The 25,707-nt window shown below is 66.9% G+C and carries 31 protein-coding genes and 1 tRNA gene; 27 read left to right on the top strand and 5 right to left on the bottom strand.

Annotation, left to right across the window (positions count from 1 at the left end; translation table 11 throughout):
• Positions 1-73 precede the first annotated feature (73 nt).
• The 5 genes from dapF (at position 74) to J7S20_RS15390 (ending at position 4,125) form a co-directional block, all read left to right on the top strand.
• On the top strand, positions 74-1,018 hold the full coding sequence (gene dapF / locus J7S20_RS15370) for a diaminopimelate epimerase (protein ID WP_284055135.1): 945 nt from the start codon (positions 74-76) through the stop codon (positions 1,016-1,018).
• A gap of 32 nt (positions 1,019-1,050) precedes the next feature.
• Positions 1,051-1,938, top strand: coding sequence for a DMT family transporter (locus J7S20_RS15375; RefSeq protein WP_284055136.1), 888 nt, complete (start codon positions 1,051-1,053; stop codon positions 1,936-1,938).
• A gap of 122 nt (positions 1,939-2,060) precedes the next feature.
• Complete coding sequence (locus J7S20_RS15380) at positions 2,061-2,213, top strand: hypothetical protein (RefSeq protein ID WP_284055137.1); 153 nt, start codon at positions 2,061-2,063, stop codon at positions 2,211-2,213.
• A 149-nt stretch (positions 2,214-2,362) separates the two neighbouring features.
• A complete protein-coding gene (locus J7S20_RS15385; RefSeq protein ID WP_284055138.1) occupies positions 2,363-2,848 on the top strand; it encodes a hypothetical protein in 486 nt (161 codons plus the stop codon).
• A complete protein-coding gene (locus J7S20_RS15390; protein WP_284055139.1) occupies positions 2,845-4,125 on the top strand; it encodes a DNA-packaging protein in 1,281 nt (426 codons plus the stop codon). The genes J7S20_RS15385 and J7S20_RS15390 overlap by 4 nt, the downstream gene beginning before the upstream one ends.
• Before the next feature lies 1 nt (position 4,126).
• Here J7S20_RS15390 and J7S20_RS15395 read toward each other — a convergent pair whose 3' ends face one another.
• A complete protein-coding gene (locus J7S20_RS15395) occupies positions 4,127-4,651 on the bottom strand; it encodes a hypothetical protein (protein ID WP_284055140.1) in 525 nt (174 codons plus the stop codon).
• 77 nt (positions 4,652-4,728) lie between these two features.
• On the opposite strand from J7S20_RS15395, the gene J7S20_RS15400 reads away from it, so the two are divergent.
• The 3 genes from J7S20_RS15400 to J7S20_RS15410 all read left to right on the top strand — a co-directional run bounded on the left by J7S20_RS15400 (position 4,729) and on the right by J7S20_RS15410 (position 7,354).
• Positions 4,729-5,502, top strand: a complete 774-nt coding sequence (locus J7S20_RS15400) for an NRDE family protein (RefSeq protein WP_347709245.1) — start codon at positions 4,729-4,731, stop codon at positions 5,500-5,502.
• Positions 5,499-6,173: a spermine/spermidine synthase domain-containing protein gene (locus J7S20_RS15405; protein ID WP_284055141.1), complete on the top strand. Its 675-nt coding sequence runs from the start codon at positions 5,499-5,501 to the stop codon at positions 6,171-6,173. The genes J7S20_RS15400 and J7S20_RS15405 overlap by 4 nt, the downstream gene beginning before the upstream one ends.
• 71 nt (positions 6,174-6,244) lie before the next feature.
• A complete protein-coding gene (locus J7S20_RS15410; RefSeq protein ID WP_284055142.1) occupies positions 6,245-7,354 on the top strand; it encodes a phage portal protein in 1,110 nt (369 codons plus the stop codon).
• Here J7S20_RS15410 and J7S20_RS15415 read toward each other — a convergent pair.
• Positions 7,314-7,508: a hypothetical protein gene (locus J7S20_RS15415; protein WP_284055143.1), complete on the bottom strand. Its 195-nt coding sequence runs from the start codon at positions 7,506-7,508 to the stop codon at positions 7,314-7,316. The genes J7S20_RS15410 and J7S20_RS15415 overlap by 41 nt on opposite strands.
• A gap of 46 nt (positions 7,509-7,554) precedes the next feature.
• On the opposite strand from J7S20_RS15415, the gene J7S20_RS15420 reads away from it, so the two are divergent.
• From J7S20_RS15420 to J7S20_RS15495, 16 genes are all read left to right on the top strand, one after another.
• Positions 7,555-7,863: a DUF6127 family protein gene (locus J7S20_RS15420; RefSeq protein ID WP_284055144.1), complete on the top strand. Its 309-nt coding sequence runs from the start codon at positions 7,555-7,557 to the stop codon at positions 7,861-7,863.
• The gene (locus J7S20_RS15425; protein ID WP_284055145.1) at positions 7,863-8,339 is read left to right on the top strand and encodes an HK97 family phage prohead protease; all 477 of its coding nucleotides are present in this window, start codon (positions 7,863-7,865) and stop codon (positions 8,337-8,339) included. Before J7S20_RS15420 ends, J7S20_RS15425 begins: the two co-directional genes overlap by 1 nt.
• Before the next feature lie 67 nt (positions 8,340-8,406).
• Complete coding sequence (locus tag J7S20_RS15430) at positions 8,407-9,465, top strand: phage major capsid protein (RefSeq protein WP_284055146.1); 1,059 nt, start codon at positions 8,407-8,409, stop codon at positions 9,463-9,465.
• Between the two features lie 78 nt (positions 9,466-9,543).
• Entirely contained in the window at positions 9,544-10,116 is a 573-nt protein-coding gene (locus J7S20_RS15435; RefSeq protein ID WP_284055147.1) for a head-tail connector protein, read from the top strand.
• Positions 10,116-10,322 carry a hypothetical protein gene (locus tag J7S20_RS15440; protein WP_284055148.1) on the top strand — a complete coding sequence of 69 codons (207 nt, stop codon included), beginning with the start codon at positions 10,116-10,118 and terminating at the stop codon, positions 10,320-10,322. The genes J7S20_RS15435 and J7S20_RS15440 overlap by 1 nt, the downstream gene beginning before the upstream one ends.
• Positions 10,319-10,720, top strand: coding sequence for a DUF3168 domain-containing protein (locus J7S20_RS15445; protein WP_284055149.1), 402 nt, complete (start codon positions 10,319-10,321; stop codon positions 10,718-10,720). Before J7S20_RS15440 ends, J7S20_RS15445 begins: the two co-directional genes overlap by 4 nt.
• A 29-nt stretch (positions 10,721-10,749) precedes the next feature.
• Entirely contained in the window at positions 10,750-11,157 is a 408-nt protein-coding gene (locus J7S20_RS15450) for a phage major tail protein, TP901-1 family (RefSeq protein WP_284055150.1), read from the top strand.
• Positions 11,157-11,525: a gene transfer agent family protein gene (locus J7S20_RS15455; protein ID WP_430980959.1), complete on the top strand. Its 369-nt coding sequence runs from the start codon at positions 11,157-11,159 to the stop codon at positions 11,523-11,525. The genes J7S20_RS15450 and J7S20_RS15455 overlap by 1 nt, the downstream gene beginning before the upstream one ends.
• A complete protein-coding gene (locus J7S20_RS15460) occupies positions 11,525-11,722 on the top strand; it encodes a phage tail assembly chaperone (RefSeq protein WP_284055152.1) in 198 nt (65 codons plus the stop codon). The genes J7S20_RS15455 and J7S20_RS15460 overlap by 1 nt, the downstream gene beginning before the upstream one ends.
• Positions 11,715-12,281 carry a tail tape measure protein gene (locus J7S20_RS15465; protein ID WP_284055153.1) on the top strand — a complete coding sequence of 189 codons (567 nt, stop codon included), beginning with the start codon at positions 11,715-11,717 and terminating at the stop codon, positions 12,279-12,281. The genes J7S20_RS15460 and J7S20_RS15465 overlap by 8 nt, the downstream gene beginning before the upstream one ends.
• 81 nt (positions 12,282-12,362) lie before the next feature.
• Positions 12,363-14,672, top strand: coding sequence for a DUF2460 domain-containing protein (locus J7S20_RS15470; protein ID WP_430980960.1), 2,310 nt, complete (start codon positions 12,363-12,365; stop codon positions 14,670-14,672).
• Positions 14,665-15,474, top strand: coding sequence for a DUF2163 domain-containing protein (locus J7S20_RS15475; protein WP_284055154.1), 810 nt, complete (start codon positions 14,665-14,667; stop codon positions 15,472-15,474). The genes J7S20_RS15470 and J7S20_RS15475 overlap by 8 nt, the downstream gene beginning before the upstream one ends.
• Positions 15,471-15,911: a peptidoglycan endopeptidase gene (locus J7S20_RS15480; protein ID WP_284055155.1), complete on the top strand. Its 441-nt coding sequence runs from the start codon at positions 15,471-15,473 to the stop codon at positions 15,909-15,911. The genes J7S20_RS15475 and J7S20_RS15480 overlap by 4 nt, the downstream gene beginning before the upstream one ends.
• Positions 15,880-18,048, top strand: coding sequence for a phage tail protein (locus tag J7S20_RS15485; protein ID WP_284055156.1), 2,169 nt, complete (start codon positions 15,880-15,882; stop codon positions 18,046-18,048). Before J7S20_RS15480 ends, J7S20_RS15485 begins: the two co-directional genes overlap by 32 nt.
• A 17-nt stretch (positions 18,049-18,065) precedes the next feature.
• The gene (locus J7S20_RS15490; RefSeq protein WP_284055157.1) at positions 18,066-18,572 is read left to right on the top strand and encodes a DUF2793 domain-containing protein; all 507 of its coding nucleotides are present in this window, start codon (positions 18,066-18,068) and stop codon (positions 18,570-18,572) included.
• Positions 18,573-18,679: 107 nt separating this feature from the next.
• Positions 18,680-19,813, top strand: a complete 1,134-nt coding sequence (locus J7S20_RS15495; RefSeq protein ID WP_284055158.1) for an OmpA family protein — start codon at positions 18,680-18,682, stop codon at positions 19,811-19,813.
• Between the two features lie 285 nt (positions 19,814-20,098).
• On the opposite strand, the gene ygfZ is transcribed toward J7S20_RS15495, so the two are convergent.
• Positions 20,099-20,824 carry a CAF17-like 4Fe-4S cluster assembly/insertion protein YgfZ gene (ygfZ, locus tag J7S20_RS15500; protein ID WP_284055159.1) on the bottom strand — a complete coding sequence of 242 codons (726 nt, stop codon included), beginning with the start codon at positions 20,822-20,824 and terminating at the stop codon, positions 20,099-20,101.
• A 29-nt stretch (positions 20,825-20,853) separates the two neighbouring features.
• On the opposite strand from ygfZ, the gene J7S20_RS15505 reads away from it, so the two are divergent.
• Positions 20,854-22,194, top strand: a complete 1,341-nt coding sequence (locus J7S20_RS15505; RefSeq protein WP_284055160.1) for a dihydroorotase — start codon at positions 20,854-20,856, stop codon at positions 22,192-22,194.
• On the opposite strand, the gene rarD is transcribed toward J7S20_RS15505, so the two are convergent.
• Together rarD and J7S20_RS15515 are read right to left on the bottom strand one after the other, a co-directional pair.
• Positions 22,195-23,106 (bottom strand): EamA family transporter RarD, encoded by a 912-nt coding sequence (gene rarD / locus J7S20_RS15510; RefSeq protein WP_284055161.1) that lies wholly within the window; start codon positions 23,104-23,106, stop codon positions 22,195-22,197. It abuts the gene before it with no gap.
• A 77-nt stretch (positions 23,107-23,183) separates the two neighbouring features.
• Positions 23,184-24,044 carry a DUF1134 domain-containing protein gene (locus J7S20_RS15515; RefSeq protein WP_430980961.1) on the bottom strand — a complete coding sequence of 287 codons (861 nt, stop codon included), beginning with the start codon at positions 24,042-24,044 and terminating at the stop codon, positions 23,184-23,186.
• Positions 24,045-24,205: 161 nt separating this feature from the next.
• On the opposite strand from J7S20_RS15515, the gene J7S20_RS15520 reads away from it, so the two are divergent.
• Positions 24,206-24,298, top strand: a tRNA-Ser gene (locus J7S20_RS15520).
• 191 nt (positions 24,299-24,489) lie between these two features.
• Complete coding sequence (locus J7S20_RS15525) at positions 24,490-25,677, top strand: tyrosine-type recombinase/integrase (RefSeq protein WP_133494311.1); 1,188 nt, start codon at positions 24,490-24,492, stop codon at positions 25,675-25,677.
• Positions 25,678-25,707: the final 30 nt, after the last annotated feature.

Consider the following 25,707-nt stretch of genomic DNA (forward strand, 5'->3'; position numbering starts at 1 on the left):
AGCGCGCAAAGTTCGCAGTCGCGATGTGCGATTTGAAGGTGCGCGACGCGACAAGGAGGGTTAGGGGCGGAGCATGCGATTCGCGTTCATCAAATGCCATGGTTCGGGCAATGATTTCCCGCTGATCGACGCGCGGGCGATTTCGCTGGACGATGCGCAATGGGCGACGGTGGCGCGCGCGCTGGCCGATCGCGAGGGGCCGGTCGGCGGCGACGGACTGCTGCTGCTGACCGCTGGTGACGATGCGCACCCGTTCGGGATGCGGATGTTCAATTCGGACGGCAGCGAGGCGGAGACGTGCCTGAACGGCCTGCGCTGCACCGCGCGGCTGGGATTCGAGGTGACGGGGCTGGACGCAGCCCAGATCCGGCTGAAAACGAGCGATGCGCATGCCGAGCGCGCCGAGGAAATCGCGCCGGGGGTCGAATCGATCACGACACGAGCTGGGCCGGTGGCGACCGATCCGGCGTCGGTCGGTCTGAAGGTCGATGCCGAGCGCGTCGTCGACATGACGGTCGAGGGATTGCCGAGCGAGCGGCGTTTCACCGCGCTCGCCATCCCCAATCCGCATCTAATCGCGTTCGTCGAAGCGGTCGACGAGGCCGAGCTGGTGGCGCTGGGCGACTGGTGCGAGGCGGGACCGGCGCTGGTGCCCGGGCGCATCAATGTGAGTTTCGTCGCGCTGCGCGATGACGGGCTGTTCGTCAGAACCTATGAGCGCGGCGTCGGGCTGACCGATAGCTGCGGGAGCGCGATGGCGGCATCGACCTTTGCCGCCGGGCTGACCGGGCGGGTGGCGTTCGGGCGCGAGATCACCGTGCATAATCGCGGCGGGCTGGTCCGTGCGCGCGCCGATGCGCCGGACGCTGGCGGGATGGTGTCGATCACCGGCAACGCGACCTTTCTGTACGATGCGAGCATCGACGTCGATCCGGCGACGGGGGCCACCAGCGAGTTCGTGCAGCATAATCGCCGCGAGGACGAGGCGGACGCCTGGGACGCGGTGGCGCGAAGCTGACCTGAACCCAACTATCTGATAGGGCATGCGCGATGCCGGCTCGTTCGTTCATCCTGCTGACGATCATCTGTTTTGTCTGGGCGCTGAACGTCGTGGTCAGCAAGGTGGTGATCGACACGATGGGCGTGCCGCCGATGTTCTATGCCGCCGCGCGGTCGCTGGTGGTACTGGCGGTGCTGTTCCCGTGGTTGCGCCCGATCCCTGCCAATCTGCTGCGCATCGCCATCGTGACGCTGTCGGTGAGCGGGGGCGCCTTCGCGCTGTTGTTCCTGGGGCTGCGATATTCGAGCCCGGCATCGGCGGCGGTCGTCAACCTGCTCGGCGCCCCGCTGACCGTGGTATTCGCGATCCTGATCCTGAAAGAGGTGATCGGATGGAAGCGCGGCGTGGGCATCGGGCTGACCTTTCTGGGCGTCGGCGTTGCGATCGCGTCGCCTTCGGGAATGCAGGGATCGTTCGGCCTGATCTTCGTCGGCCTGTCGGCAGCACTCGGCGCCTGGGGGTCGGTGCTCCTGAAACGGATCGACGTTTCGCCGCGGCGATTGCAGGCATGGGCCGGGCTGACATCGACGGTGGTGCTGTTTCCGCTGAGCTTCGCGACCGAATCGCAGCAGGTCCACGCGTCGGTCGCGGCAGGGTGGCCATTCGTCGCGGCGCTGCTGTTTTCGGCGGTGATCGTGTCGGTGCTGGCGCACACTGCCTATTTCAAGATGCTGAAGGACTATGACGCGAACCTGATCGCGCCGCTGACGCTGATGACGCCGATGATGACGATCGCGCTGGGCGCATGGCTGACCGATGATCCGGTCGGGCCGTTCCTGGTGGCGGGCGCGGTGATCGCGGCGTCGGGCGTGCTCGTCATCATGCTGCGCCCGAGCCGCCTGATCCCCAAATCGCGGCTCGTGCGCGCCAGGCTGTAGCGCGCTCCCCACGAAAGCTGCGCCGGAGCGAGGCATTTTGCGACCAACCGAGCATCGCCTTGCAGCAGTTGCGGGTTTTACCCTGAGCCCCCCGGTTGTGAGGGGCTTTCAGGAGAAGAGTGATGGCCAACCGGAACAAGCAGGGCGGTCAGGGTCGTGGACAACAGGACCAGGAACGCCAGCAAGGGATGGAGCGGCAGCAGAACAAGCAGCAGCGCCAGCAGGGCGACAAGGCCCAAAAGTCGCAAAAGCCGCAGCGCGATCAGGACCGCTGACACTAGCGAATCCCAGGATAACCAAATAGGCAAAAACTGCTTGACATCGTCACGCTGTTTAGGTACATAAGAGGAACGCTGACGAATTGCGAGTCGGGGCCGGGCGCTGGTGAGGCGCTTCGGCCCCATTCTGTATCCGGGGGGATGCGATGGCGGGGACGCGGGGCAAGCGGGTGCGGCGGCAGGTGAAACGCCCGTCGCTGGCGGTGCGCAAGGCGTGCTTTCTTGAGGTGTTGCGGCAGACCGGCATTGTCAGCCGCGCCGCGCGCGAGGCCGGGCTGGCGACGTCGACGCTCTACACGCACCGGGCAAAGCAGGCGAAATTCGCCCGCGACTGGGACGCGGCGATGGACGAAGCGCTCGACGAGGTCGAGGCGCAGCTGATCGAACGGGCGCGCTTCGGGGTGGAAAAGCCGGTTTATTATCGCGGCGAGATCGTCGGCAATGTCCGCAGCTATTCGGACCAGCTGGCGATGTTCCTGCTGAAGGCAAGACGGCCCGAGGTATACGACCGGCTGCATGGCGGCGAAGCGCGCGGCCCGGCGATGCGCACGATCACCGATGCGGCGGCGAAGGTGGAGGTGCTGCGGCGGCTCGACCGGCTGACCGACCAGAGCGACGATGGCGACGAATGAGGTCGCGCGCAGCCGAGATCGCCAATGGCGATCGCAAGCGGTTCGAGCGGCAGACGCGCGACTGGCGCGCGGCGCTGTTCGATTGGAGCCTATGGGCCGATCCGCGGCAATTGCCGCCGCCGGGCGACTGGCGAGTGTGGCTGATGCTGGCGGGGCGCGGTTTCGGCAAGACGCGCACCGGCGCCGAATGGGTGCGCGCGCTGGCGAAGGACGGCAAGGCGCGGATCGCGCTGGTCGGTGCGACGCGGGCCGATGTGCGCGCGGTGATGATCGAGGGCGAGAGCGGGATCATGGCCTGTGCGGGCGAGGAGGACGCGCCGCGTTTCGAAGCGTCGAAGGGGCGGCTGGTGTGGGCGAGCGGCGCGCAGGCCGCGATCTATTCGGGCGAGAGTCCCGACGGCCTGCGCGGGCCGCAGTTCAGCCATGCCTGGTGCGACGAGATCGCCAAATGGGCCTATGCCGGCGAGGCGTGGCGCAATTTGCAGATGGCGCTGCGGCTGGGCGAGCATCCGCGCGCGCTGGTGACGACGACGCCGCGGCCGATCCCGCTGTTGCGCGAGCTGATGGCGCAGGCGGGCACGGTGGTGGTGCGCGGGCGGACCGATGAGAACCGGTTGCTGCCCGATGCTTTTCTCGACGCGATGCGCGAGAGTTATGGCGGCACGCGGATCGGGCGGCAGGAGCTGGACGGCGAGCTGATCGAGGATGTCGCGGGGGCGCTGTGGACGAGAGCGCTGATCGAGGCGGCACGGGTGCGCGAGCGGCCGGCGGTGCGGCGCGTCGTGGTCGGCGTCGATCCGCCCGCGGGCAGCCAGGGCGATTCGTGCGGGATCGTCGCGGTGGCGCTGGGGCGCGACGGCTTCGCCTATGTGATCGAGGATGCGAGCGTGGCGGCGACCTCGCCCGAAGGATGGGCGCGCGCGGCGGCGGCATGCGCGGTCAGGGCAGGCGCCGACCGCGTGGTGGCCGAGGCGAACAATGGCGGCGACATGGTGCGCAGCGTGCTGATGGCGGCGGACACCGACCTGCCGCTGAAGCTGGTCCATGCCAGCCGGGGGAAGTCGGCGCGGGCCGAGCCGGTGGCGGCGCTCTACGAAGGCGGCAAGGTAAGCCATGTCGGCGCGTTTCCGGCGCTGGAGGACGAGATGTGCGGGCTGGTCGCGGGCGGCGGCTATGAGGGGCCGGGGCGTTCGCCCGACCGGGCCGATGCGCTGGTCTGGGCGCTGAGCGAATTGATGCTGAAGCGGCAGGGGAGCGCGGCGGTGCGGGTGATGTAAGCTAGTTGGTATCGACCGACTTTACTGTTCTCTCCATCGATCCGCTCTGAAACCGAGTTAGCCAACCCGAGGCGTCGATTAGCCGCCCGCCCAGAAAGGTGAATTTGATTGGGTAGCTGAAAGCGTTTTTCTTATCGATAAACTCTACGGTGACTTCATGGCGACCGCACGGGTTATCGATAGGCGTTGGTATCGACGACCACAGCTGGAAGCGATAGCTGTCAGCTTGCATGTCCGACGCCATGGCACGTGCACCAGCAAGCGATTTGCCCATCGGACGTCCGACATCGCCGGCGCCAAGCGAAAATGTTGCGTTCGCGTCGACGACCTGCCGCAATCGTGGCTCGTTGCCCGGCTTGGAAGCCAGTTTCATTATTTCCACAGCCTTCTCACTTAACGCGGTGTTCAGTTGTCCGATCGTCGTGATGTCCGCCTCTTCGCAACCGCTCTTTGGCTGGGAAGTTTGCGCCGGAGGCAGCGAAACCGACAGCAGCGATAGGACTGCCGGCATGATCAGCGTGTTCATAGAGAGATGATGCCCTGCGTCGATGAAGGCCGCAAATTGCTATTTACCTGTTGTTCCCGTTTGTCCCTCGCGCGGCTATGGCGGGCGCCATGTGTGTATTGGCGCTGGCGTGGCGGACGCATCCGGAATGGCGGCTGGTGGCCGTGGGGAATCGTGACGAATTGCATTCGCGCGAGGCGCTGGCGCTGGCGCGGTGGGAGGATGCGCCCGGGGTGATTGCCGGGCGCGATGTGATGGGTGGCGGGACGTGGCTGGGTGTCGAGGAGCGCGGGCGGTTCGCGGTCGTTACCAATGTGCGCAATCCCGACGGCCCCGACCCGGCGAAGCTGTCGCGCGGGGCGCTGGTGACGGACATGCTGACGGACGGGAGCGGGGCAGCGCTGACGGTGCGGCCGGAGGCGTATAATCCGTTCAGTCTGATCGCGGTCGATGGCGGGCACGCGCACCTGATGACCAATCGGCCCGAGGCGCTGGTCAAACCGCTGGCACCGGGGATGCACGGACTGTCCAATGGCGTGATGGACGCGCCCTGGCCGAAGACGGCGAAGCTGGAGCGGGCGCTCGCCGGGTGGATCGAGGCGGGGAGCGGGGATACCGGTGCGCTGTTCGATGTACTGGCGGACGAGACGCCGCCGCGCGGGATGGTAGAAGGGGAGGATGAAGCGGGCGAGCGCGAGCCGGTGGCGTCGCCGATCTTCATTCGCAATCCGGTATATGGCACGCGCTGTTCGACGGTGGTGACGGTGGATGCGGACGGAAACGGCGTGATCGCGGAGCGGCGCTTCGACGGCGAGGGTAATGCGACGGGCGAGACGCGGATCGACTTTCGCTGGCCGGAGATCGCGGAATGACGCCGCGCGAGCTGATCGACACTGCCGAGGTGCCGGGCGGCGAGCCGCTGCGGCTGTTCCGGCGCGGCGGCGACTTCATGATCGTCATGGACCGCAACGAGCTGATGAACAGCCGGATGAGCGGGTCCGAAGAGGCGCTGAGCACGCTGACCGCCGAGCGGTTGCGCGGGCGCAAGGGCCAGCGCTGGCTGATCGGCGGATATGGCATGGGTTTCACGCTCAGAAAGGCGCTGGGCGAGCTGGGCAGCGATGCCGAGGTCGTGGTCGCCGAGCTGGTTCCCAAGATCATCGAGTGGGCACGCGGGCCGATGGCCGAGCTTGCCGCCGGGTGCCTCGACGATCCGCGCGTGCGCGTGGCGATCGACGATGTCGGGCGCGTGATCGGCAAGGGGCGCGGGCGCTATGATGCGATCCTGCTCGATGTCGACAACGGGCCCGACGGGATCGTGCGCGCGGGCAATGACGGGCTGTATTCGGATGCCGGGCTGGCCGCGGCGAAGGCGGCGCTGACACCGGGCGGGGTGCTGGCGGTCTGGTCGGCGGCGCCCGATGCGGCGTTTGCGCGGCGTCTGAAGGCGGCGGGGTTCGCGGTCGATGAGCGGGTGGTGCGGGCGCGGGCGAGCGGCAAGGGGCCGCGGCATGTGATCTGGCTGGCGGGGAAGCGGGGCTAGCGGGCGGCGGCGCTTCTCGATTTCGCTCGAAGCGAACGGGGTCCGCGGGTCCGGATTCTTGGAGAACTTGCATGAAATGGTTCGGTCGGAAATCGGCCGGGCGCGATGGTGCGCGTCCGGTGTTGTCGCGGAGCGGGACGGTTCCGCTGATCGGCGAGTGGCCGCGCAGTTACGAGGCGCAGGTGCGCGAGGCCTATATCGGCAACGCGGTGGCGCAGCGGGCGGTGCGGCTGGTCGCCGAGGGGGTCGGCGGGGCGCCGCTGGCGGTGGCGGATGACGGCCTGCGCGCGCTGGTGACGGCGACGTCGGGCGGGCAGGCGCTGCTCGAGACGGTGGCGTCGCACCTGCTACTCCACGGCAATGCCTATGTGCAGCTGCTCGGCGACGGCGCGGGCGGGGTGGCGGAGCTGTTCGCGCTGCGCCCCGAACGGGTGACGGTCGAGCCCGATGCGGGCGGATGGCCGGTCGCCTATCGCTACCGCGTCGGCGAGCGGGTGACGCGGCTGGCAAGCGAGGATGCGGGCGGCCGGTCGGCGGTGGTGCATGTCCGCGCGTTCAATCCGGTCGACGATCATTATGGGCTCGGCTGCCTGGGCGCGGCGGCGGGGGCGGTGGCGATCCACAATGCCGCGGCGAAGTGGAACAAGGCGCTGCTCGACAATGCCGCGCGGCCGAGCGGGGCGCTGGTCTATGACCCCGGCGACGGAGCGACGCTGTCGGGCGACCAGTTCGAGCGGCTGCGCGCCGAGATGGACGGGGCGTTCGCGGGTGCCGCCAATGCCGGGCGGCCGATGCTGCTCGAGGGCGGGCTTCGCTGGCAGGCGATGTCGATGACGCCGGCGGACATGGATTTCGTCGGGCTGAAGGCGGCGGCGGCGCGCGAGATCGCGCTGGCGTTCGGTGTGCCGCCGATGCTGCTGGGGCTGCCGGGCGACAATACGTACGCCAATTATCGCGAGGCGAACCGCGCGCTGTGGCGGCTGGCGATCCTGCCGCTGGCCGACAAGATACTGGGGGCGCTGCGCCAGGGGTTGTCGCCGTGGTTCGCGGATGCGGCGCTGTCGGTCGACCTCGACCGCGTGCCGGCGCTGGCCGAGGACCGCGAGCGGTTGTGGGTGCAGGTTTCGGGGGCGGAGTTCCTCACACCCAGCGAGAAACGTGCGATCCTTGGTCTGGATTGACGGGGATGCGGCAGACGCGGGCGTCGGCGTCCCAGATGCCGCCTGCACGCTCGCATTTATAGTCGAAGACCGCGTCCGACCACCAGAGCCAGGCAAGCAGCGCGGCGAGCACCGCGAGAGCCATGAACAGGATTTTGCCGGTCGAGGGGCGCATGCGCTGCTGCGTAGGCACGTGACCGCGATCGGGCAAGGAGGTTGTGATGACCAACGAGCCGGTATTGGCGCAGTTGCTGGACCAGGCCGAGGACGAGGGCGCGGACCTGGTGACGCTGCGCGCGATCGTCGAGGAAGCGGGTGAACTGGGCGCGGCGCGGGCGCTGAAGCGGCTGGGGCTCGAGGATTCGGCGGCGGCGAAGGATATGGCCGAGCTGCGCGAGCTGCTGGGCGCGTGGCGCGATGCCAAGAAGTCGGTGGTGAAGGCGCTGATCGGCTGGATCGTGCGGATGGGGCTGGCACTGGTGCTGGTCGGGCTGGCGGTGCGGCTGGGGTTCGGGGGATGGGTGAAGTGATGGCTGAGCTAGTGTTTCGCGGCGGTCCCCCTCCACCGTCCTGCGGACGGTCCCCCTCCCCGTGCCGGGGAGGATATGTGCGCTTTGCCGGTTATGCGGCGGTGTTCGATGCGCCGGATCGCGGCGGCGATGTGGTGCGGCGCGGGGCGTTTGCGGGGGCCGGGCGCGAGGTGCCGCTCTTGTGGCAGCATAAGGGCAAGCCGGTCGGGCGGATTTCCGTGCTGGGCGAGGATGCGCGCGGGCTGCGCGTGATCGGAGCGGTCGACGAGGCGAAGCTCGGGCGGCTGGTACAGCGCGGCGCGGTGACGGGGCTGAGCTTCGGATACCGCGCGCGGGCGATACGCCGAGGAACATACCGGGAACTAGTCGGGCTCGACCTGATCGAGGTGAGCCTGGTGGCGCAACCGATGCAGCCGCTGGCGCGGGTGCATGCGGTGGTCGGGGGTGGCGGGGCTGCCCTCTCCAACTTCGCCTAGGCGGCTGCGCCGCCGAGGCTTCGTATCCCCTCCCGCAGGCGGGAGAGGAAAAATGGGAGAATAATATATGAGCGATACGGATATGGGCGTGCTCGAGGCGAGCTTTGCCGAGGAAGAGGCGAAGGGCGTGCGCACGCCGCGGCCGATGCTGATGGGCGGCGGTGAGCCGGGCGGCGATGCGTTCGGTAGCTTCCTGCGATCGGGTGCGGGCGCGCTCGAGATGAAGGCGATGTCGGGGGCGAGCGGAGCCGAGGGCGGCTATGCCGTGCCGCAGGAGATCGATCAGGCGATCGATGCGACGCTGAAGAGCATCTCGCCCATTCGCAGTATCGCCAATGTCGTGCGCGTCGGATCGGCGGGATATCGCAAGCTGGTGGCGAGCGGAGGCACGCCGTCGGGCTGGACCGCCGAGACCGCCGGGCGGCCCGAGACTGATACGCCGGTCTTCAACGAAATCGCGCCGCCGATGGGCGAGCTCTATGCCAATCCGGCGGCGAGCCAGGCGATGCTCGACGATGCCGCGTTCGACGTCGAACAGTGGCTGGCGGGCGAGGTGGCGATGGAGTTCGCGCAGGCCGAGGGGGCGGCGTTCGTCAGCGGATCGGGCGTCAACCGGCCCAAGGGGTTCCTCCAGTCGCCGGTCGACAGCGCGGGCGATGCGACGCGCAGCTTCGGCACGCTGCAATATGTCGCGAGCGGTGCCGATGGCGATTTCGGCAGCGATCCCGACGCGGCGCTGATCGACCTCGTCCAGAGCCTGCGCAGCCCGTACCGGCAGGGCGCGGCGTTCGTGATGAACTCTTCGGTGCTGGCACGCATCCGCAAGATGAAGACCGCGGACGGTGCGTTCCTGTGGCAGCCGAGCCTGGCGGCGGGGCAGCCGGCGACGCTGCTCGGCTATCCGGTGGTCGAGGCCGAGGACATGCCCGACATCGGCTCCGGATCGCTGTCGGTGGCGTTCGGTAACTTCAAAGCGGGCTATCTGATCGCCGAGCGCGGCGACACGCAGATCCTGCGCGACCCCTATTCGAACAAGCCGTTCGTCCATTTCTACGCGACCAAGCGCGTCGGCGGGATGGTGTCGAATTCGGAAGCGATCAAGCTGATGAAGTTCGCCGCGGCCTGATCGGTCGGGACGGATGTGGGGGCGTCGGAGCAGGTCCGGCGCCCCTTTTTGTTGCCGGATTGGCTGGGGGACAGGGCGATGGGATTGAGACCGGCACGTGGCGGAGCGGTGGTGCTGGACGACGCCGATCGCGCGGCGGCACTGGGCGAATTACGCGAGTGGCTGCGCAGCAGCGGCGACAGCGACGCGGTGCTGGCGACGCTTGTCGAGACCGCGCTTGGATTGGGCGAGGCGTTTCTGGGGATGGCGTTGATCGCGAGGGATTTTCGTGACGTGATCCCGGTGTCCGGGGCGTGGTCGGCGCTGGACATGATGCCGGTGACGACGATCGGCGAGGTGCAGGGCTTGCCGGCGGACGGCGCAGCCTTCGTGCTGACGGCGAGCAGCTATGCGATCGATATCGATGGCAACGGCATCGGCTGGGTGCGGGTGATGCAGCCCGGATCGGCGGGGCGCGTGTCGGTTGCCTATCAAGCGGGCGTCGCAAGCGACTGGGCGAGCCTGCCGGAACCGGTGCGGCAGGGCGTGGTGATGCTGGCGGCGCATTTGCGGCAAGCGGCCGACGGTGTGGGGGCAACGCCGCCGGCGGCGGTAACGGCGCTGTGGCGGCCATATCGGCGGATGCGGCTGAACCACGCGGTACGGGCATGATGGCGCGGCTGACAGGGCGCGGGCGCAAGGCCGGCGCGCGGGCGGTGGACAGAAAGGCGCGCGAGATCGCGGCGGCGGTTCGCGAGGCGGCGCCGGGCGTGCGCGTGGCGCGCGAGGGCGATGACGTGGTGCTGAGCGGGCGCGGGGTCTGGCGGCGGAGGCTGGGCGATCCTGCGCTGCGCTGGATCGGGGGGATGTTGCGATGAGCGTACGGAGCCTTTTGCAGGCGGCGCTGGTGACGGCGCTGTCGGGCGCGCCCGAGGTGGGCGGCACGGTGACGGGCGTGTTCGACGCGCCGCCGCCGCGCGCCGCGTGGCCGTTCGTGCTGGTCGAGGAAACGGTGCTCGCCGATTGGGGCGCGAAGGACATTGCCGGGCGCGAGGGGCGGGTGCTGGTACTCGCCGAGGATTCGGGCGAACGACCGGTGCGGGTGCGCGCGCTGTGCGATGCCATTCGCGATGCGCTGAGCGACATGCCGCGCGACCTGGGCGAGGGCTGGCGGATCGTGACGGTGCAGCCGCTGAAAAGCCGGGTGGTGCGCGCCGGGCGCGAGCGCTGGACCGGATCGGTCGAGGCACGCGTGCGGCTGTTGCGGCTCAACTGAGATTTTCAACACGAACGAGGAGATGCGCGATGGCGGCGGAGAAGGGCAGCGCCTTTCTGCTGAAGGTGGGCGATGGCGGCGATCCGGTGGGCTTTGCCACCGTGGCGGGCCTACGGACCACGCAGATGTCGGTGGGCGGCGAGATGGTGGCGATCACGTCGAAGGATTCGGGCGGTTGGCGCGAATTGCTGTCGGGCGCGGGTGTGCGGTCGGTAAGCATATCGGGGGCAGGGGTGTTCACCGGATCTGCTGCCGAGGGCCGCGTGAAGGCGAATGCGCTGTCGGGCGTGCTCGACGATTACCGGCTGAGCTTCGAGAGCGGCGAGACGATGACGGGCAAGTTCCTTGTCACGCGGCTTGATTATGCCGGGGATTATAATGGCGAGCGCAACTACACGCTGAGCCTGGAAAGCTCCGGACCGGTGGTGGCGGCGTGATGGGGGTGGCTGGTGCGACTGCCCGCCGTGCTGACCCTCTCCCCACCGGGGAGGGGGGATCTGGCGCAAACCCCGCGCGGGGCGAGGCGGCGATCCGCGTGGGCGGCGAGCAGGTCGTGCTGCGCCCGAGCTTTGCCGCGCTGGTCGCGGCGGAGGAGGAACTGGGGCCGCTGTTCGCACTCGTCGAGCGGGCGGCGGCGGGGCGGCTGGCGCTGAGCGAGATGGTGGCGCTGTTCTGGCACTGCCTGCGCGAACGGCCCGAGGGGCTGAGCCGCGATGACTTCGGAGAAGCGGTTGCGGCGCAGGGTCTGGCGGCGGCGACGCCGGTGCTGAAGCTGCTGCTGGGGCAGATATTGGCGGGGCGGTGATGGACGCGCGGTTTGCTGACGCCGCCGCGCGGCTGGCCGGCGTCGCCGGGGTGATGTTCGGATGGTCGCCCGATGCCTTCTGGGCGGCGACGCCTGCCGAACTGGGCGCGCTGGTAGGCGCGCTGCGCGGCGATGCGGGCGAGGGGATCGACCGGGCGGCGATCGACCGATTGCAGGAGATGTTTCCCGATGGATGAGGAAATCGAACGGCTGATCGTCAGCGTGCGGGCCGATACGCAAGGCTTTGCCCGCGACGTCGATACGATGCGGCAGTCGCTGGACGGGCCGTTCGCCGACGGGGTCGGACGAGCCGGGCGGTCGCTGGAAACCGCGCTGTCGCGCGCGCTGCGGACCGGCAAGCTGGGCTTTCAGGATCTCGAGCGCGTGGCGACGGGGGTGCTCGATACGATCGCGACGAGCGCGCTCAATTCGGGGCTCGATGCGCTGTTCGGCAGGTCGGGCGGGGGCGGCGGCATCCTGTCGTCGCTGCTGGGCGCGGTGGTGGGCGCACCCGGTCGCGCGACGGGCGGGCCGGTGTCGCCCGCGCGACCCTATTGGGTCGGTGAGAGCGGACCCGAGCTGTTCGTGCCGACGGCGAGCGGAAGCATCGCGCCGGCGCAGCAGGGCGGCGCGGCGCGCGACGTGCGGGTGGCGATCACGATCAACAGCGGTGGTGGCGAGACGTCCAAGGCGCTCGCCCGGTCCAGCCGGCAGGTGGCGCGCGCGGTGAAGGCGGCGCTGGCGGGGGTGGAGTAACGGCATTTTACGGGGGAGCGGGCGCGTTGGGGGCAGAGACTGCCCCTCTCCCTTGCCCTCTCCCCGAGGGGAGAGGGAATCTTGGGCTATTCGCTGATGGCGGCGCGTGCCGGGCAGCGCGAGGGGGTGGTCTCTCGCTTCGACCCGGCCTTCTGGACGGTCAATTTCCCGCGGCCGATGATGGCGAGCGTCGTCACCACCGCGCCCGGCGGCTTGCGCGTCGATTGCACCTTTTATCGCAAGGGCGATCTGGCGGGGCTGATCTGGGCGGCGGAAGATGCCGACGACCATCCGCTGCTCGCCTATGCCACCGACCGCGACTTTCGCGGATGCCGACTGTCGTTTCGCTGGCGGTCGTCGGGGCTCGCGGCGCTCGACAGCGTGGCGGGGGCGGTGCTGACGATCGAGGGCCGCGATCAGGGCGGCGCGGCGCGATCCTGGTATGTGCGGCTGTGGAACTATGCGAGCGGGACGGGCGAGGATGCGGCGGTCGCCATCGACTTTGCGAATGTCGATGGCGGCTATCTGTTGCCGGGCGAGGCCGATCCGGTCTGGGCGGGCGATGTCGACCGGATGTTCGTGTCGCTGGTGTCGCCCGATTATGCCGAGGGCGATGAAAATGCGCTGGTGGCGCCGGTCGAGGCATGGGCCGAGCTGACGGAGATTGTCTGCGAGGGGCCGGGCGCGGTGTTGGCGATCGGCGATGGGGTGATGCCCGAACACGGGCTGTCGATCGCAACCGGTTATGACGACAGCTATCACATGACGCCCGAGCGGTTGCTGCGGAACGCGCTGCACCTCGGCTATCGCGGGTCGATCAACCACTATGTCGGGATGAGCCATTATTTCCGGCTCGAGGCGCTATATGGCGGCTATTATATAAGTCTGGCGGGTGGGGTGCTGAATGCGCCGTGCGCGGCGTGGCACCGCGATTTCGCCGAGCGCGCGGCGGCGCTGGGATACGGGCTGATCTGGTCGCTGTCCTACGAACTGCTCGACCAGCATTGCTGGAACGACTGGAAGCAGCGCGCGGCCGACGGATCGCCAGCACATACGGGGTGGCAGCCGCCATCGGCGTTGCTGTCGCCGGCGCATGACGGGGCGATGGGATATCTGCGCAGCGTGGCGCGCGCATTCGTCGCGATCGGGCGCGATGCGGGGCTGGCGGTGCGGTTCCAGGTCGGTGAGCCGTGGTGGTGGGTAATGGCCGACGGGCGGCCTTGCCTATACGATGCAGCGGCCAAGGCGGCATTCGGTGGCGATCCGCCGGTCATCGCGAACGTGCGCGCGCCATTGTCGCAAGCGGAGACCGATCTGCTAGACCGGGCGGGCGAGCTGTTGGCGGCATCGACCGCCGCGCTGTGCGATGCGGTACGCGAAGAAGCATCGGGGGCGGAGGTGTTGCTGCTCGCCTATCTACCGACCGTGCTCGATGCGCAGGCACCTGAGCTGAAGCGCGCGAACCTGCCGCTGGGATGGCAGCGTCCCGCGTTCGATATCCTTCAGCTCGAAGATTACGACTGGGCGGCGACGGGCAATGGCGCCGCGACCGCACGCGGTGTCGCGGCGGCCGAGGCGCGGCTGGGCTATCCGCCGCAGGAACAGCATTATTTTTCAGGCTTCGTGCTGCGCGCAGAAGATGCCGGGCAGTGGCGCGCGATCGATGCCGCCGCCGAGGCGGGGCGGGCTCGCGGGGTTGCCGCGACCTTCGTCTGGGCGCTGCCGCAGGTGATGCGCGACGGATATCTGCATTTCGACGAGGAGACAGACGTGCAAGCGTTCGACGATGTGCTGTTTCCGCTGGCGCTGGGACGCGAGGCGGAAGTTGCTCCAGAGGTGTCCACGGCGATCGTGACGAGCGCGGGCGGGGCGGAGAAGCGCAATGCCGACTGGTCGTCGGCGCGGACGCGCTACGATGTCGGACCGGGGGTGCGGTCGGAAGAGGATATTGCCGCGCTGCTCGCCTTCTTCCGTGCGCGGCTTGGACCGGCGCGGGGGTTTCGATTGCGCGATCCGTTCGATTGGGCGTCGGGCGACGGCGATGCCGTGTCGCCGACCGACCAGCCGATCGGAACGGGCGACGGAGTTGCCGTGCGGTTCATGCTTGCCAAGCGCTATGGCGAAACAGTGCGGCGGATCACGCGGCCGGTGGCGGGCAGCGTCCGGATCGCGGTCGATGGTATCGAGACGCACGGCTTCACACTGGAAAGCGAAGGCCGGCTGCTGCTCGACGATCCGCCGGGCGAGGGGGCGGCGGTGACGGCGGGGTTCCGCTTCGACGTGCCGGTGCGCTTTGCCGAGGACAGCCTGTCGGTCAACCGCGCGACCTTCATGGCCGGAGCCGCGCCATCGGTCCCGCTGATCGAGATTCGCGAGGGCGGTGATGGCTGACTGGCTGGCGGGCGCGCTGACGACGATGACATTGTGCTGGAGGCTCGACCGGCGCGACGGGGTGACGATCGGGCTGACCGCGCATGACCGCGACCTGATGGTCGGCGGCCTGACCTATCGTGCGGCGCCGGGGATGACGCCGTCGGCGGTGAAACGCAGCGCGGGGCTGGATGTCGATACGATGGATGTCAGCGGTGCGCTGGGCCATGGTGCGATCGCGGAGGCGGATCTGCTTGCCGGTCGCTGGGACGGCGCGCGCGTGACGCTGTTCGCGCTCGATTGGGAATCGCCTGACGAGACGATCGAGATCGGGCGCGGGACGATCGGCAATGTCGAGATGCGCGAGGGCGCCTTCACCGTGGAGCTTCGCGGGACGACGGCGCGGCTGAACCGCGCCGTGGTCGAGGAAACTTCGCCCGCCTGCCGCGCTGAGCTGGGTGACAGCCGGTGTCGCGTCGCGATGGCGGAGCGGCGGCGATTTACCCGGGTGGTGTCGGTGGAAGATGTGACGGTGGTGCTCGACCGCGCGGAAGCGGCAGCCAATGCCTATGGCTGCGGCGTCCTGCGCTGGTTCTCGGGCGCCAATGCCGGGCTCGACGATGCGATCGCCGCGTCCGACGGCGCGGTGCTTACGCTGCGTCGTCCGCCGCGGTTCGACGGGGCGGGGGCGCTGGTCGAGACGATCGAGGGATGTGACAAGCAGCTTTCGACCTGTGTCGAGCGCTTTGCAAATGCGATCAATTTTCGGGGCGAGCCATATCTGCCGGGCATCGACCTGCTGACGCGCTATCCCGGCGCATGACCCGTGCAGAGCGCGTCGTGGAGGCGGCGCGCGGCGCGGTGGGAAGCCCGTTCCGGTTGCACGGGCGCGATCCGGTGCGTGGGCTCGATTGCGTCGGACTGGCGGCATGGGCGCTGCGCGGCGGCGGGGTGCTGGCGGAGATTCCGCAAGGCTATGCGCTGCGCAGCGGTGATGCCACGCGGGCTTGCCGGTGGATGGCAGCGGCGGGGTTGGTGCCCGGCGAGCGACCTGTGCCGGGTGATGTGCTGCTGCTGCGTCCGGGGCCGGGACAGTTGCATCTGGCGATCGTGACGGATGACGGCATCGTCCATGCCGACGCATCGGCGCGGCGCGTGGTCGAGCGACCGGGAGAGGTGCCTTGGCCGCTGATCGGCTGCTGGCGATTGCGCGAAAGGGGAGAGGAGTATGGCGACGCTGGTTCTGACGGCGGCGGGTAGCGTCATTGGTGGGCCGATCGGCGGTGCGATCGGCGCGGCGCTGGGACGCGCGATCGACCGCGACGTGCTTTTCGCTCCGAAGCGGCGGGAGGGGCCGCGACTTACCGAACTGGCGGTTCAGACATCGTCCTATGGTGCGCCGATCCCCAAGCTGTTCGGCACGATGCGCGTGGCCGGTACGGTGATCTGGTCGACCGACCTGATCGAGGCGCGGAGCACCGAGAGCGGCGGCAAGGGCCAGCCGGAGACGACACGCTACAGCTATTCGGCGTCGTTCGCGGTGCTGCTGTCGGCCCGGGCGATCCTGAACGTCAAACGCATCTGGGCCGATGGCAAGCTGCTGCGCGGCGCAGGTGGTGATTTCAAGAGCAGGGTTGGCGCGTTCCGCTTGCATGGCGGCGGCGAGGATCAGCCGGTCGATCCGTTGATTGCGTCGCTGGAGGGTGCAGCGGTGACGCCCGCGCATCGCGGAGCGGCATATGCCGTCTTCGAGGATTTGCAGCTTGCCGATTTCGGCAACCGCATCCCGTCGCTGACCTTCGAGGTCGAGGCCGATGGCGGCGATGTCGATATCGGTGCGATAGCGGGCAGCCTGACCGGGGGTGAGGTCGTCGGAAACGGCGGGCTGCGCTTAAGCGGCTTTTCGGCCTATGGGTCCGATGATCGGACAGTGATCGAGATGCTCGCCGAGGCGGGCGGTTGCTGGTTTGCAGGTGGCGCGAACGGACTGACGATGTCGAGCGGACGCGGCGCTGCCGTGACGCTGAGCGACGACGGCGCGCGGCCGCCCGGAGCGGAGGCGGCCACGCGCGAGAGAAAGATCGCGGCCGCCGATACGGTCCCCGACATCGTATCGGTCCGGCATTATGATCCGGCGCGCGATTATCAGGCCGGCATCCAGCGCGCGGTTCGGCCCGGCGGCGGTCGCGCCATCGCGGCGCTCGACCTTCCGGCGGCACTGAACGCGGCGTCGGCGAAGGCGGTGGCCGAGGCGGCGCTCGGCCGCGCCGATGCCGAACGACTGCACCGGCGTGTCGCGGTGCCCTGGGACTCGATCGGCATCGGACCGGGTGCGCGTGTGCGCATCGCTGGGGAGGCGGCGCTGTGGCGGGTCGTCGATTGGTCGCTCGAGGCAATGCTATTGGTGCTCGACCTTGCGCCGATCGGCTATCCCCCGCCTGTCGCTATCGCGAGCCCGGGACGCGTGCTCGGCGCACCCGATGCGCTGATCGGGCGGACGGTGCTGGCGGCATTCGAACTGCCGCTGCTCGACGACAGCCTGCACTCCGCCCCGGTATTGGCGGTGGCGGCGGCGGGAGAGGGCGCGGGATGGCGCCGCTCGGCGCTGCTCATAAGCGAGGATGGCGGCGCGAGCTGGCGCCCGGCCGGAGGGACGGCGCTGCCTGCGGTGATCGGGACGATCGTGACACCGCCCGGCACAGCCGTGGCGGCGATCGAAGATCGGACCAATTCCGTCGAGGTCGAGCTGGCGCACGATTCGATGGTGCTCGGGCAGGCGGACATGGCCGAGCTCGATGGCGGCGCCAATCTGGCGATGCTGGGGGATGAACTGATCCAGTTCGGACGCGCCGAGCAGATCGGGGCGCGGCGGTGGCGGCTGACGGCGCTCTGGCGGGGACGGCGGGGAACCGAGGGCGCCATTGGGGCGCAGCAGGTGGGAGATGCCTTTGTTCTGCTCGCCAAGGATAGTGTGATCACGATGAGCCTCGCGAGTGGAACGACGGGAAATGTCGTCGAGGTCGAGGCATCAGGTGTCGGCGATGTTCCCGATCCCGCGCATGTCGATGTCGCGATCACGGGGAGGTCGATCGTACCTCCGTCGCCGGTTCATCTGAACGCCATGAACGGTGCGGACGGTTTGGTGGTGGTGCGCTGGGTACGGCGCAGCCGGATCGGCTGGCGCTGGATCGACGGCGTCGACGCGGCGCTCGGCGAGGAGGCGGAGCGCTATGCCGTCACGGTCGAGCGAGCGGACGATGACAGCATCGTCATCGAGACCGGCCAGCCCGAACTGACCCTGTCGGCCGCCGAACGCGGATCTGGCCCGGCCCGCGTGACGGTGCGGCAGATCGGTTCGAACGGCCAGTCGCAACCGGCGTCGATCATCCTGGACTGAATAGGAGGGCTAGTGAAATGAGTGAGGACCAGACCGACCGGCTGGCATTGCCGATGCTGCGCGCGGGAAAGGCGCAGAAAGAGGTTTCGCACAACGAGGCGCTGACGCTGCTCGACATGCTGGTGCAGGCGAGCGTCGAGGCGGTGGGCGTGGACGATCCGCCAGCCTCTCCACAGCCAGGGCAGTGCTGGATCGTCGGAGCCGCGCCGAACGGAGCCTGGGCGGCGCATGCGGGGGCACTTGCATGCTGGACGCCGGGCGGATGGCGCTTCGCGGCGGGGCGTGCAGGAATGCGGTGCTGGTCGCTGGCCGACGGGTTCGCGGTACGGTTTGATGGTGACGGCTGGATTGCGGGTGATTTGGCGGCTGCGCGCGTTGTGATCGGCGGCAACCAGGTGGTCGGCCAGCAGCGCCCTGCGATCGCCGAGCCGGCGCCGGGCAGCAACGAGGACGCCGAGGCGCGAGCTGTGATCGGTGACATACTCGTCGCGTTGCGGACACACGGATTGATCGCGGAGGGATAAAGCTGTGTTATTCCAGCAACACTAGGGGAATTTGTGCGCTTGCAGGGAAACTAAGCTTTATGTAGGGAGTTGGGGCTGTCCGTAGGACGTTTTGAAAGGGGATTAAGATGCGGAAGCTTGCCGTTACTTTGGCGCTTGCTACCACCGCGCTCAGCACTCCCGCCCTCGCCCGCGATAATTCGTGGTATGTGGGCGCGGACGGTGGCGCAACGATCGTCGAAGACATTAATTACGATATCGGTTCGGCAGGAACCGGTACGGTCGACAGTAACTATGGCTGGGATGTCGATGGCCATATCGGTTATGATTTCGGGGCGTTCCGCCTTGAAGCCGAGGTCGGATATCGTCAGGCGACGGTTGACAGCTATAGCTCGACCACCACGACGCCTTATTACACGCCGGCTGGAACGCTGGGTTCTGCCAATGCCGGTGTATTTGATTATGCTGGTGGCAAGACGTCGGCGCTTAGCTTCATGGTCAACGGACTGCTCGACTTTGGCCCCGATGACGGTATCCAGGGTTTTGTCGGCGGTGGTGCCGGTGTGGCCCGTATCAAGGCCGATCAGTACCGGTTGAACAATCGTGGCCCGTTCCTCGACGACTCGGACACAGTGTTCGCGTGGCAGGCACTGGCAGGCGTTCGTGCGCCGCTGACCGACCATCTCGACGCTACCCTGAAGTATCGTTTCTTCAACGCGGACAATGTCAAGCTGGTCGACGTGACCGGCCGTCAGTTCGATGGTCGATTCCGTTCGCACAGCCTGCTGGGCGGTCTGACCTACAACTTCGGTGCGCCGACGCCTCCGCCGCCGCCGCCCCCGCCGCCGCCACCCCCGCCGCCTCCGCCGCCGCCGGCCCCTGCGCCTGCGCCCGCTCCGGAGCCGGTCGCATGCACCCCGGGACCGTATATCGTGTTCTTCGAATGGGATAAGTCGAACATCACTCCCGAGGCTGCGAGCATCCTCGACAACGCGATCTCGGCATACCAGAACTGCGGCAATGCGCAGGTCATGCTGGCGGGTTACACCGACACCTCGGGTCCCAAGACCTACAACCAGGGTCTTTCCGAGCGTCGCGCCCAGTCCGTCCGGGACTATATGGCGCAGCACGGTATTCCCGACAGCGTCATGACGACGCAGGGCTTCGGCGAAAACAACCTTCGGGTTCAGACCGCCGACGGTGTTCGCGAACTCCAGAACCGCCGGGTGGAAATCACCTACGGTCCGGGTTCGGGCATGTAAGCACCGATCCTTCGGGATTGAAATTGAGGGAGGCCGGCGATCCGGCCTCCCTTTTTTATGGGTGCGTCCGCCTGTCCGACGCGGCTATAGGGGCGGCGCAACGATCGGCATGTGAACGCCAGCCTTTAGCCAGTGCTTCATGTCGGGGTTGGCAACAGAAACTGTCTTCGGCCAACGACTGCGGTCAACCAGCGCGCTGATCGTGAAAATAGGCTGAGGCGGGCGAGCGATCTGGTCGCTGGACGGGACTCGACGAGATGTCGATCCGGGACCGACCAGCAGTCTTCAGCTCAGGGCTGCCGCCAGCCAATCGGGTATGAAGGCATCCCCCAAATCCTCGACCCGACGATGTTCGACCATCAAGCCGATTTCGGGATAGCTGGTCCGGGTCCGTGGGCCCGCTTCGCCCAAAGGTGCGACGACGAGTCTGCGGTTTACCTTGGAGCGATAGTGCATCCTGGCGGTATTTTCCTGACCGATGAAGCACCCCTTGTCGAAGCGCACGCCGTTCAGTTCGCGTGCATTGCATTCGAGCCAGAGCGTTTTGTCGCTTCCGAGTTCGGCCACACCCTCGGTCACGCCGAGGCGAAGTCGGTGTTCCAGCCAGTCAGTTGCTTCGTCCCCGCGACCATCCGACAGCCACCGGTAACCGAGTGTACCCAGACGCGGATCGGGAAAGCCATGCCCGCTGGTGCGTGACCAGTGCACCGATCCCTCGATTGCTTCGATTGTGACCGGACGGCGGAGCCGATACAGCGAGAGTCGGCGTGCGAGCGCTTCGCGCTGCGCGGCCTCGCAATCGATCAGAACCGCATCGCCATCGTCCCAGAGGATGAAGTCGAATAGCGCCTTTCCCTGCGCGGTCAGCAGCCCTGACCAGCGTGGTGCCTCGGGTGAAAGGCCCAGCACGTCCTGCGTCACCAGTCCCTGAAGAAAGTCGCGGACACCTTCTCCGCTCACGCGGAGCAGTGCGCGGTCGGCAAGCCAAGTTCCCGGGGTGGTATCGGTCATCCGCAACAGGTAGGACGCGGGGACCGACGATGAAAGGGCTGAACGTGGCAGGATTCGATCTCAAGCTGACGGGTGGAACAGTCCACCTTCCCGGTGGACCCGTGGTCGCCGATATCGGGGTGCGCGACGGACGCATCGCGGAGATTGGCGCGACGGGGGATGCGGGCGAGACGCTCGATTGCACCGGCCTGGATATCCTGCCGGGCGTTATCGACACCCAGGTTCATTTCCGCGAGCCGGGGCTTGAGCACAAGGAAGACCTGGCAACCGGCAGCCGGGCCGCGGTGATGGGCGGCGTGACCGCGGTATTCGAGATGCCGAACACCAAGCCGAATACCGACAGCGAGGCGGCGATTGCGGACAAGTTGTCGCGCGCCAAGGGGCGGATGTGGTGCGACCATGCCTTTTATGTCGGCGCGACATCGGCCAATGCCGATGCGCTTGTCGAGCTGGAAAAGCTGCCGGGAACATGCGGCGTCAAGATCTTCATGGGTGCATCGACCGGCGATCTGCTGGTTTCCGAGGACTCGGAGCTGGCGCGAGTCCTCGCCTCCGGACACCGCCGGGTAGCGATTCATGCCGAGGACGAGGACCGGATGAATTCGCGCGCCGGCGAACGCCGCGAAGGCGACCCGTCATCGCATCCGGTATGGCGCGACGATGAAAGCGCGATGCTCGCGACACGGCGCATCCTGAAGCTCGCACGAGAGGCGAAGCGGCGTATCCACGTACTCCACGTCACCACGCCTGCCGAACTGGAGCTGCTGTCGCAGCACAAGGACATCGCGACCTGCGAAGTAACGCCGCAGCATCTGACGCTCGCTGCCGAGGAGGCCTACCCGGCGGTCGGCACCTATGCGCAGATGAACCCGCCGATCCGTTCAGCAGCACATCGCGAGGGGTTGTGGTACTGGCTCAACCAGGGTGTGCCCGACGTGATCGGATCGGACCATGCGCCGCACACGCGCGAGGAAAAGGCGAAGCCCTATCCGCAGTCGCCGAGCGGTATGCCGGGCGTGCAGACGCTGCTTCCGCTGCTGCTCGATCATGTGGCGAATGGCCGAATGACGCTTGAACGGCTGATCGACCTGACGAGTGCAGGCGCGCAGCGAATCTTCGGTATCGTCCGCAAGGGCCGGATCGTGACCGGCTATGACGCCGATTTCACCGTCGTCGACCTGAAGCGGCGCTGGACGATTGAGGAAAGCTGGCTTGCGTCGCGCGCGGGCTGGTCGCCGTTCACGGGACGCGAGCTGACCGGCATGCCGGTCGGGACGATCATCCGCGGGCGGCGCGTGATGTGGCAGGGCGATCTCGCCGATCGGGCCGAGGGCGAGCCGATGCGTTTCGAAGCGACGGCGTTCGGCTGATCAGGCGCGTTCTCGCCGGGCGCGGCGGTGGTTGGCGAGCGCATTGCCGGTGAAGACCGCGAGGCCGATCCAGATCAGCCCGAAGCTGGCCGCCATGCGTACCGTGAATGCCTCTCCGAAGACGAAGACGCCGAGCACGAATTGCAGCGTGGGTGCGATATATTGGAGTAGCCCCAGCGTCGCATACCTTAGCTGGCGCGCGGCCGACGCGAAGAGCAGCAACGGGAGTGCGGTCGTGACCGCGCTGAAGATCAGCAGCGCGTCGATCCCGGGGCTGCTGCCGAACGCCAGCGAGCCATGGGCGCCGAGCCAGATGAGATAGAGCAAGGCGATGGGGCTGAGCAGCAGCGTTTCGCTCGCCAACCCTTCGAGCGGGCCGATCGGCGCCAGTTTGCGGACCATGCCATAGAAACCGAAGCTGCATGCAAGCGTCAGGCTGATCCACAAACCCCCGGGGGCTGCCCAGGCCATGGTCGCGACGCCGCTGGCGGCTAGTGCCACGGCAAGCCATTGCAGCCGGTCGAGCCGCTCGTGAAAGACGAGCATTCCGAGCAGCACATTGACCAGCGGATTGAGGAAGTAGCCAAGGCTCGCGGCGACGACGTGGTCGTGATTGACTGCCCAGATATATGCCAGCCAGTTGATCGCAATAAGGGCTGCGCTGGCCATCATCAGCCGCAGCACGGCAGGCGTTTTCAGATAGCCGATCCACGCCGCGAGCGAGCGCCGCCACGCAACCAGCGTGATGACCAGAAGCAGCGCCCAGAGAATGCGGTGCGCGACGATTTCGGTCGGCATCACCGACGCCAGCGTCTTGAAATAGAGCGGCATCAGCCCCCAGAGCAGATAGGCGCCCATGCCGTGCGCGACGCCGCGAAGCGGCGCGGAGGAGGATGCTGATGATGCGGCCATTGCGGCCCGCTACACCGGACGGGCCGCCGACGCCAAAGAAGAATTGCCGATTTCGCCGAAGGTAAAAGTTTTGCGTGTCAGAAAGGTAGCCAGCGCTGCTTTTCGGTGAACTTCATATATCCGATATTCGCGCCGAGCCGCCAGCCGACGCCCATCCGCACGGGGATGAGGACGACATTGCCGCTGCGCAGATAGCTCGCCGAAAAGCCGCCGACGAAATAAACCCGGCCTTCGGCCTGCGGGAATCGCTTGTAGAGCTCCTGCGTGTCGTAGAGATTGTACACGAGGACGAAGACCTTGGCCGCGTCGCCGCCGACGTCGAAACCAACCGACGGGCCGGTCCAATAGACGGGTCGTTCGCCTTCGATGCGGTGGTGCATGATGCCGGAGCCGTAGCGCAGGCCGAAGATGAAGGCACCCGAAGCCTCGCGCCCGGCGATATAGGCGTTGGGTTCACCCTGATCCGAAAGGATCTTCTGGATGATTTCGGCCAGCCCGGCGGCGCCCTTGCCGAATACGCCTTCGGCCGCGCCGATCAGGTCGTCGCGCTTGTAGGTGTCGGCGCTTTGTGTCGTCTCTCCAGGCGTCGGCCCGGTTGGATTTGTCGGATAGGATTGCTGCGGCGCGGCCGGAGCCGGTTGGTTCTGGCTCTCATTTTGTGGCGCGGGTGCGTAAGGGTCGGCCTGCTCGGTCGGCTGCGACGGCGCAGCCGTCTGATTGTCCGCAGACGTGTAGGGATCGGAAGCCGGCGGAGTGTACGGCGTCGTCGATTGCGGTGTGTAGGGGGTCGTTGGCGTGGTTTCCGACTGCCCGTTCTGCTGCGTCGCCAGATCGCCGTCGATGACGTTGTTGGGATCGACCGTGCGCACCTGCGCGGTTGCCGGAGCCGCCGCTGCGAAGACCGCAAGCAGTCCGATTAGCCATGCCTTGCGCAAAATTCCCTCCCCGATGACGCAAACTTGCCGTTCAATATGCGAAAGCCGGCTTGCGGCGCAATGAACGGACGACGACCCGAGTCCGATTTACGCCGAGCGGCGATGAAAAGCGCGGTTGATCGGGCGACGATGCATGGCTATAGCGCCGCTTCCGGCTGCCATGCGGAGACGTGGGTGAGTGGCTGAAACCAGCGGTTTGCTAAACCGCCGTACCGGGATTACTGGTACCGAGGGTTCGAATCCCTCCGTCTCCGCCAGCCGCCGGTCTTCGGCGAGCTTTGACGAACCGCCGCAATTAACAAAAACCGCTGAAAAACGGCGCTTTATGCGGGTGAATTATCCGCGGTCGGTCGCGATCGTTCGTCCCAGACCGTAGATATTTTTATGACCACTTTTATGACTAGCTTTTTCCGAATATGTGCCGCATACCTTATTCGAGGTTCTCAGGATGCATGCTCGCGGAAAGCTTCACGTTCGCCAGATTGCCGGTCTGACGAAGCCGGGTGTCTATTCGGATGGCGGAGGACTCTATCTGCGGGTCAGAAGGACCGGTAGTCGGTCATGGCTTTTTATCTGTATGATCAATGGAAAGCGCCGGGAAATGGGACTCGGATCCCTTCTCGATGTCTCCCTCGGACAAGCGCGCGCCAAAGCACTTGAAGCTCGGCAGCTCTTTCTGGAAGGCCGCGATCCTATCGAAGAACGGCGAGAATCGAAGTCGATCGCCGCAACTACGACAGTTTTGTTCGGACCATTCACCGAAGCACTGATTGACGATATTGAATCCGGTTTTCGAAACGAAAAGCATCGTAAGCAGTGGCGGTCGACGCTACGTACGCATGCGGCGCGACTGTTCTCCAAACCCGTTGATGAGATCCAGACAGAAGATGTCGTCGAAGTTCTGCGACCGATTTGGTTGGAACTGCCTGAAACCGCTTCGCGCGTTCGTGGCCGCATTGAGCGCGTGCTCGATGCAGCGAAGGCCAAAGGTCATCGGAGCGGAGAAAATCCGGCGCGCTGGCGTGGGCATCTCGATCTTCTGTTGCCGCGACGGCCTAAGGTGTCGGTTGAGCATCATGCAGCACTACCCTTTATTGAACTAGCTGCTTTCATGGGCGAATTGCGGAGGAGGCCCGCGATCGCTGCACGGGCGCTCGAATTTACGATTTTGACCGCTGCACGCTCTGGCGAGGTTCTCGACGCGACTTGGGGTGAAGTGGATCTGCGTGCCGCTATCTGGACAGTTCCAGGAGAACGAATGAAAGCGGGTCGCGAACATCAGGTGCCTCTGAGTGAAGTGGCCTTAAGCTTGCTGAACTGTTTGGCGAAAGAATCACGCTCGGCCAGCGATCGGATTTTCACCAATACAGATGGCCACAAACTGTCAAACATGGCGATGTCGATGGTTCTTCGTCGGATGAAGTGTCGAAACGTGACTGTACACGGCTTCCGATCGACGTTTCGAGACTGGGCTGGAGAGCGGACGGATTTCCCCCGCGAAGTAGTCGAAATGGCGCTTGCGCACGCCATCGAATCAAAGACTGAGCGAGCTTACAGACGCGGGCGCGCGCTGGAGAAGCGACGCCTCCTTATGGAGGATTGGGCGTCATATTGTGCTCAATTGCGGCGTGGATGAAAATACCTGGGCGCAAAGGGGTGTCCTGAT

Source organism: Stakelama marina (assembly GCF_018122655.1).
Lineage (GTDB): Bacteria > Pseudomonadota > Alphaproteobacteria > Sphingomonadales > Sphingomonadaceae > Sphingomonas > Sphingomonas marina.

Excerpts from the sequence above, each read along its gene's own strand:
- J7S20_RS15405 (WP_284055141.1), top strand. The coding sequence starts at position 5,499 with ATGACGCCGCGCGAGCTGATCGACACTGCCGAGGTGCCGGGCGGCGAG.
- J7S20_RS15375 (WP_284055136.1), top strand. The coding sequence starts at position 1,051 with ATGCCGGCTCGTTCGTTCATCCTGCTGACGATCATCTGTTTTGTCTGG.
- J7S20_RS15465 (WP_284055153.1), top strand. The coding sequence starts at position 11,715 with ATGGATGAGGAAATCGAACGGCTGATCGTCAGCGTGCGGGCCGATACG.
- J7S20_RS15390 (WP_284055139.1), top strand. The coding sequence starts at position 2,845 with ATGAGGTCGCGCGCAGCCGAGATCGCCAATGGCGATCGCAAGCGGTTC.
- J7S20_RS15525 (WP_133494311.1), top strand. The coding sequence starts at position 24,490 with ATGCATGCTCGCGGAAAGCTTCACGTTCGCCAGATTGCCGGTCTGACG.
- J7S20_RS15475 (WP_284055154.1), top strand. The coding sequence starts at position 14,665 with ATGGCTGACTGGCTGGCGGGCGCGCTGACGACGATGACATTGTGCTGG.
- rarD (WP_284055161.1), bottom strand. The coding sequence starts at position 23,106 with ATGGCCGCATCATCAGCATCCTCCTCCGCGCCGCTTCGCGGCGTCGCG.
- J7S20_RS15425 (WP_284055145.1), top strand. The coding sequence starts at position 7,863 with ATGGCTGAGCTAGTGTTTCGCGGCGGTCCCCCTCCACCGTCCTGCGGA.
- J7S20_RS15440 (WP_284055148.1), top strand. The coding sequence starts at position 10,116 with ATGGCGCGGCTGACAGGGCGCGGGCGCAAGGCCGGCGCGCGGGCGGTG.
- J7S20_RS15450 (WP_284055150.1), top strand. The coding sequence starts at position 10,750 with ATGGCGGCGGAGAAGGGCAGCGCCTTTCTGCTGAAGGTGGGCGATGGC.
- J7S20_RS15400 (WP_347709245.1), top strand. The coding sequence starts at position 4,729 with ATGGCGGGCGCCATGTGTGTATTGGCGCTGGCGTGGCGGACGCATCCG.
- J7S20_RS15445 (WP_284055149.1), top strand. The coding sequence starts at position 10,319 with ATGAGCGTACGGAGCCTTTTGCAGGCGGCGCTGGTGACGGCGCTGTCG.
- J7S20_RS15505 (WP_284055160.1), top strand. The coding sequence starts at position 20,854 with ATGAAAGGGCTGAACGTGGCAGGATTCGATCTCAAGCTGACGGGTGGA.
- J7S20_RS15455 (WP_430980959.1), top strand. The coding sequence starts at position 11,157 with ATGGGGGTGGCTGGTGCGACTGCCCGCCGTGCTGACCCTCTCCCCACC.
- J7S20_RS15420 (WP_284055144.1), top strand. The coding sequence starts at position 7,555 with ATGACCAACGAGCCGGTATTGGCGCAGTTGCTGGACCAGGCCGAGGAC.
- J7S20_RS15410 (WP_284055142.1), top strand. The coding sequence starts at position 6,245 with ATGAAATGGTTCGGTCGGAAATCGGCCGGGCGCGATGGTGCGCGTCCG.
- J7S20_RS15490 (WP_284055157.1), top strand. The coding sequence starts at position 18,066 with ATGAGTGAGGACCAGACCGACCGGCTGGCATTGCCGATGCTGCGCGCG.
- J7S20_RS15480 (WP_284055155.1), top strand. The coding sequence starts at position 15,471 with ATGACCCGTGCAGAGCGCGTCGTGGAGGCGGCGCGCGGCGCGGTGGGA.
- J7S20_RS15495 (WP_284055158.1), top strand. The coding sequence starts at position 18,680 with ATGCGGAAGCTTGCCGTTACTTTGGCGCTTGCTACCACCGCGCTCAGC.
- dapF (WP_284055135.1), top strand. The coding sequence starts at position 74 with ATGCGATTCGCGTTCATCAAATGCCATGGTTCGGGCAATGATTTCCCG.
- J7S20_RS15460 (WP_284055152.1), top strand. The coding sequence starts at position 11,525 with ATGGACGCGCGGTTTGCTGACGCCGCCGCGCGGCTGGCCGGCGTCGCC.
- ygfZ (WP_284055159.1), bottom strand. The coding sequence starts at position 20,824 with ATGACCGATACCACCCCGGGAACTTGGCTTGCCGACCGCGCACTGCTC.
- J7S20_RS15415 (WP_284055143.1), bottom strand. The coding sequence starts at position 7,508 with ATGCGCCCCTCGACCGGCAAAATCCTGTTCATGGCTCTCGCGGTGCTC.
- J7S20_RS15430 (WP_284055146.1), top strand. The coding sequence starts at position 8,407 with ATGAGCGATACGGATATGGGCGTGCTCGAGGCGAGCTTTGCCGAGGAA.
- J7S20_RS15395 (WP_284055140.1), bottom strand. The coding sequence starts at position 4,651 with ATGAACACGCTGATCATGCCGGCAGTCCTATCGCTGCTGTCGGTTTCG.
- J7S20_RS15485 (WP_284055156.1), top strand. The coding sequence starts at position 15,880 with ATGGCGACGCTGGTTCTGACGGCGGCGGGTAGCGTCATTGGTGGGCCG.
- J7S20_RS15385 (WP_284055138.1), top strand. The coding sequence starts at position 2,363 with ATGGCGGGGACGCGGGGCAAGCGGGTGCGGCGGCAGGTGAAACGCCCG.
- J7S20_RS15380 (WP_284055137.1), top strand. The coding sequence starts at position 2,061 with ATGGCCAACCGGAACAAGCAGGGCGGTCAGGGTCGTGGACAACAGGAC.
- J7S20_RS15435 (WP_284055147.1), top strand. The coding sequence starts at position 9,544 with ATGGGATTGAGACCGGCACGTGGCGGAGCGGTGGTGCTGGACGACGCC.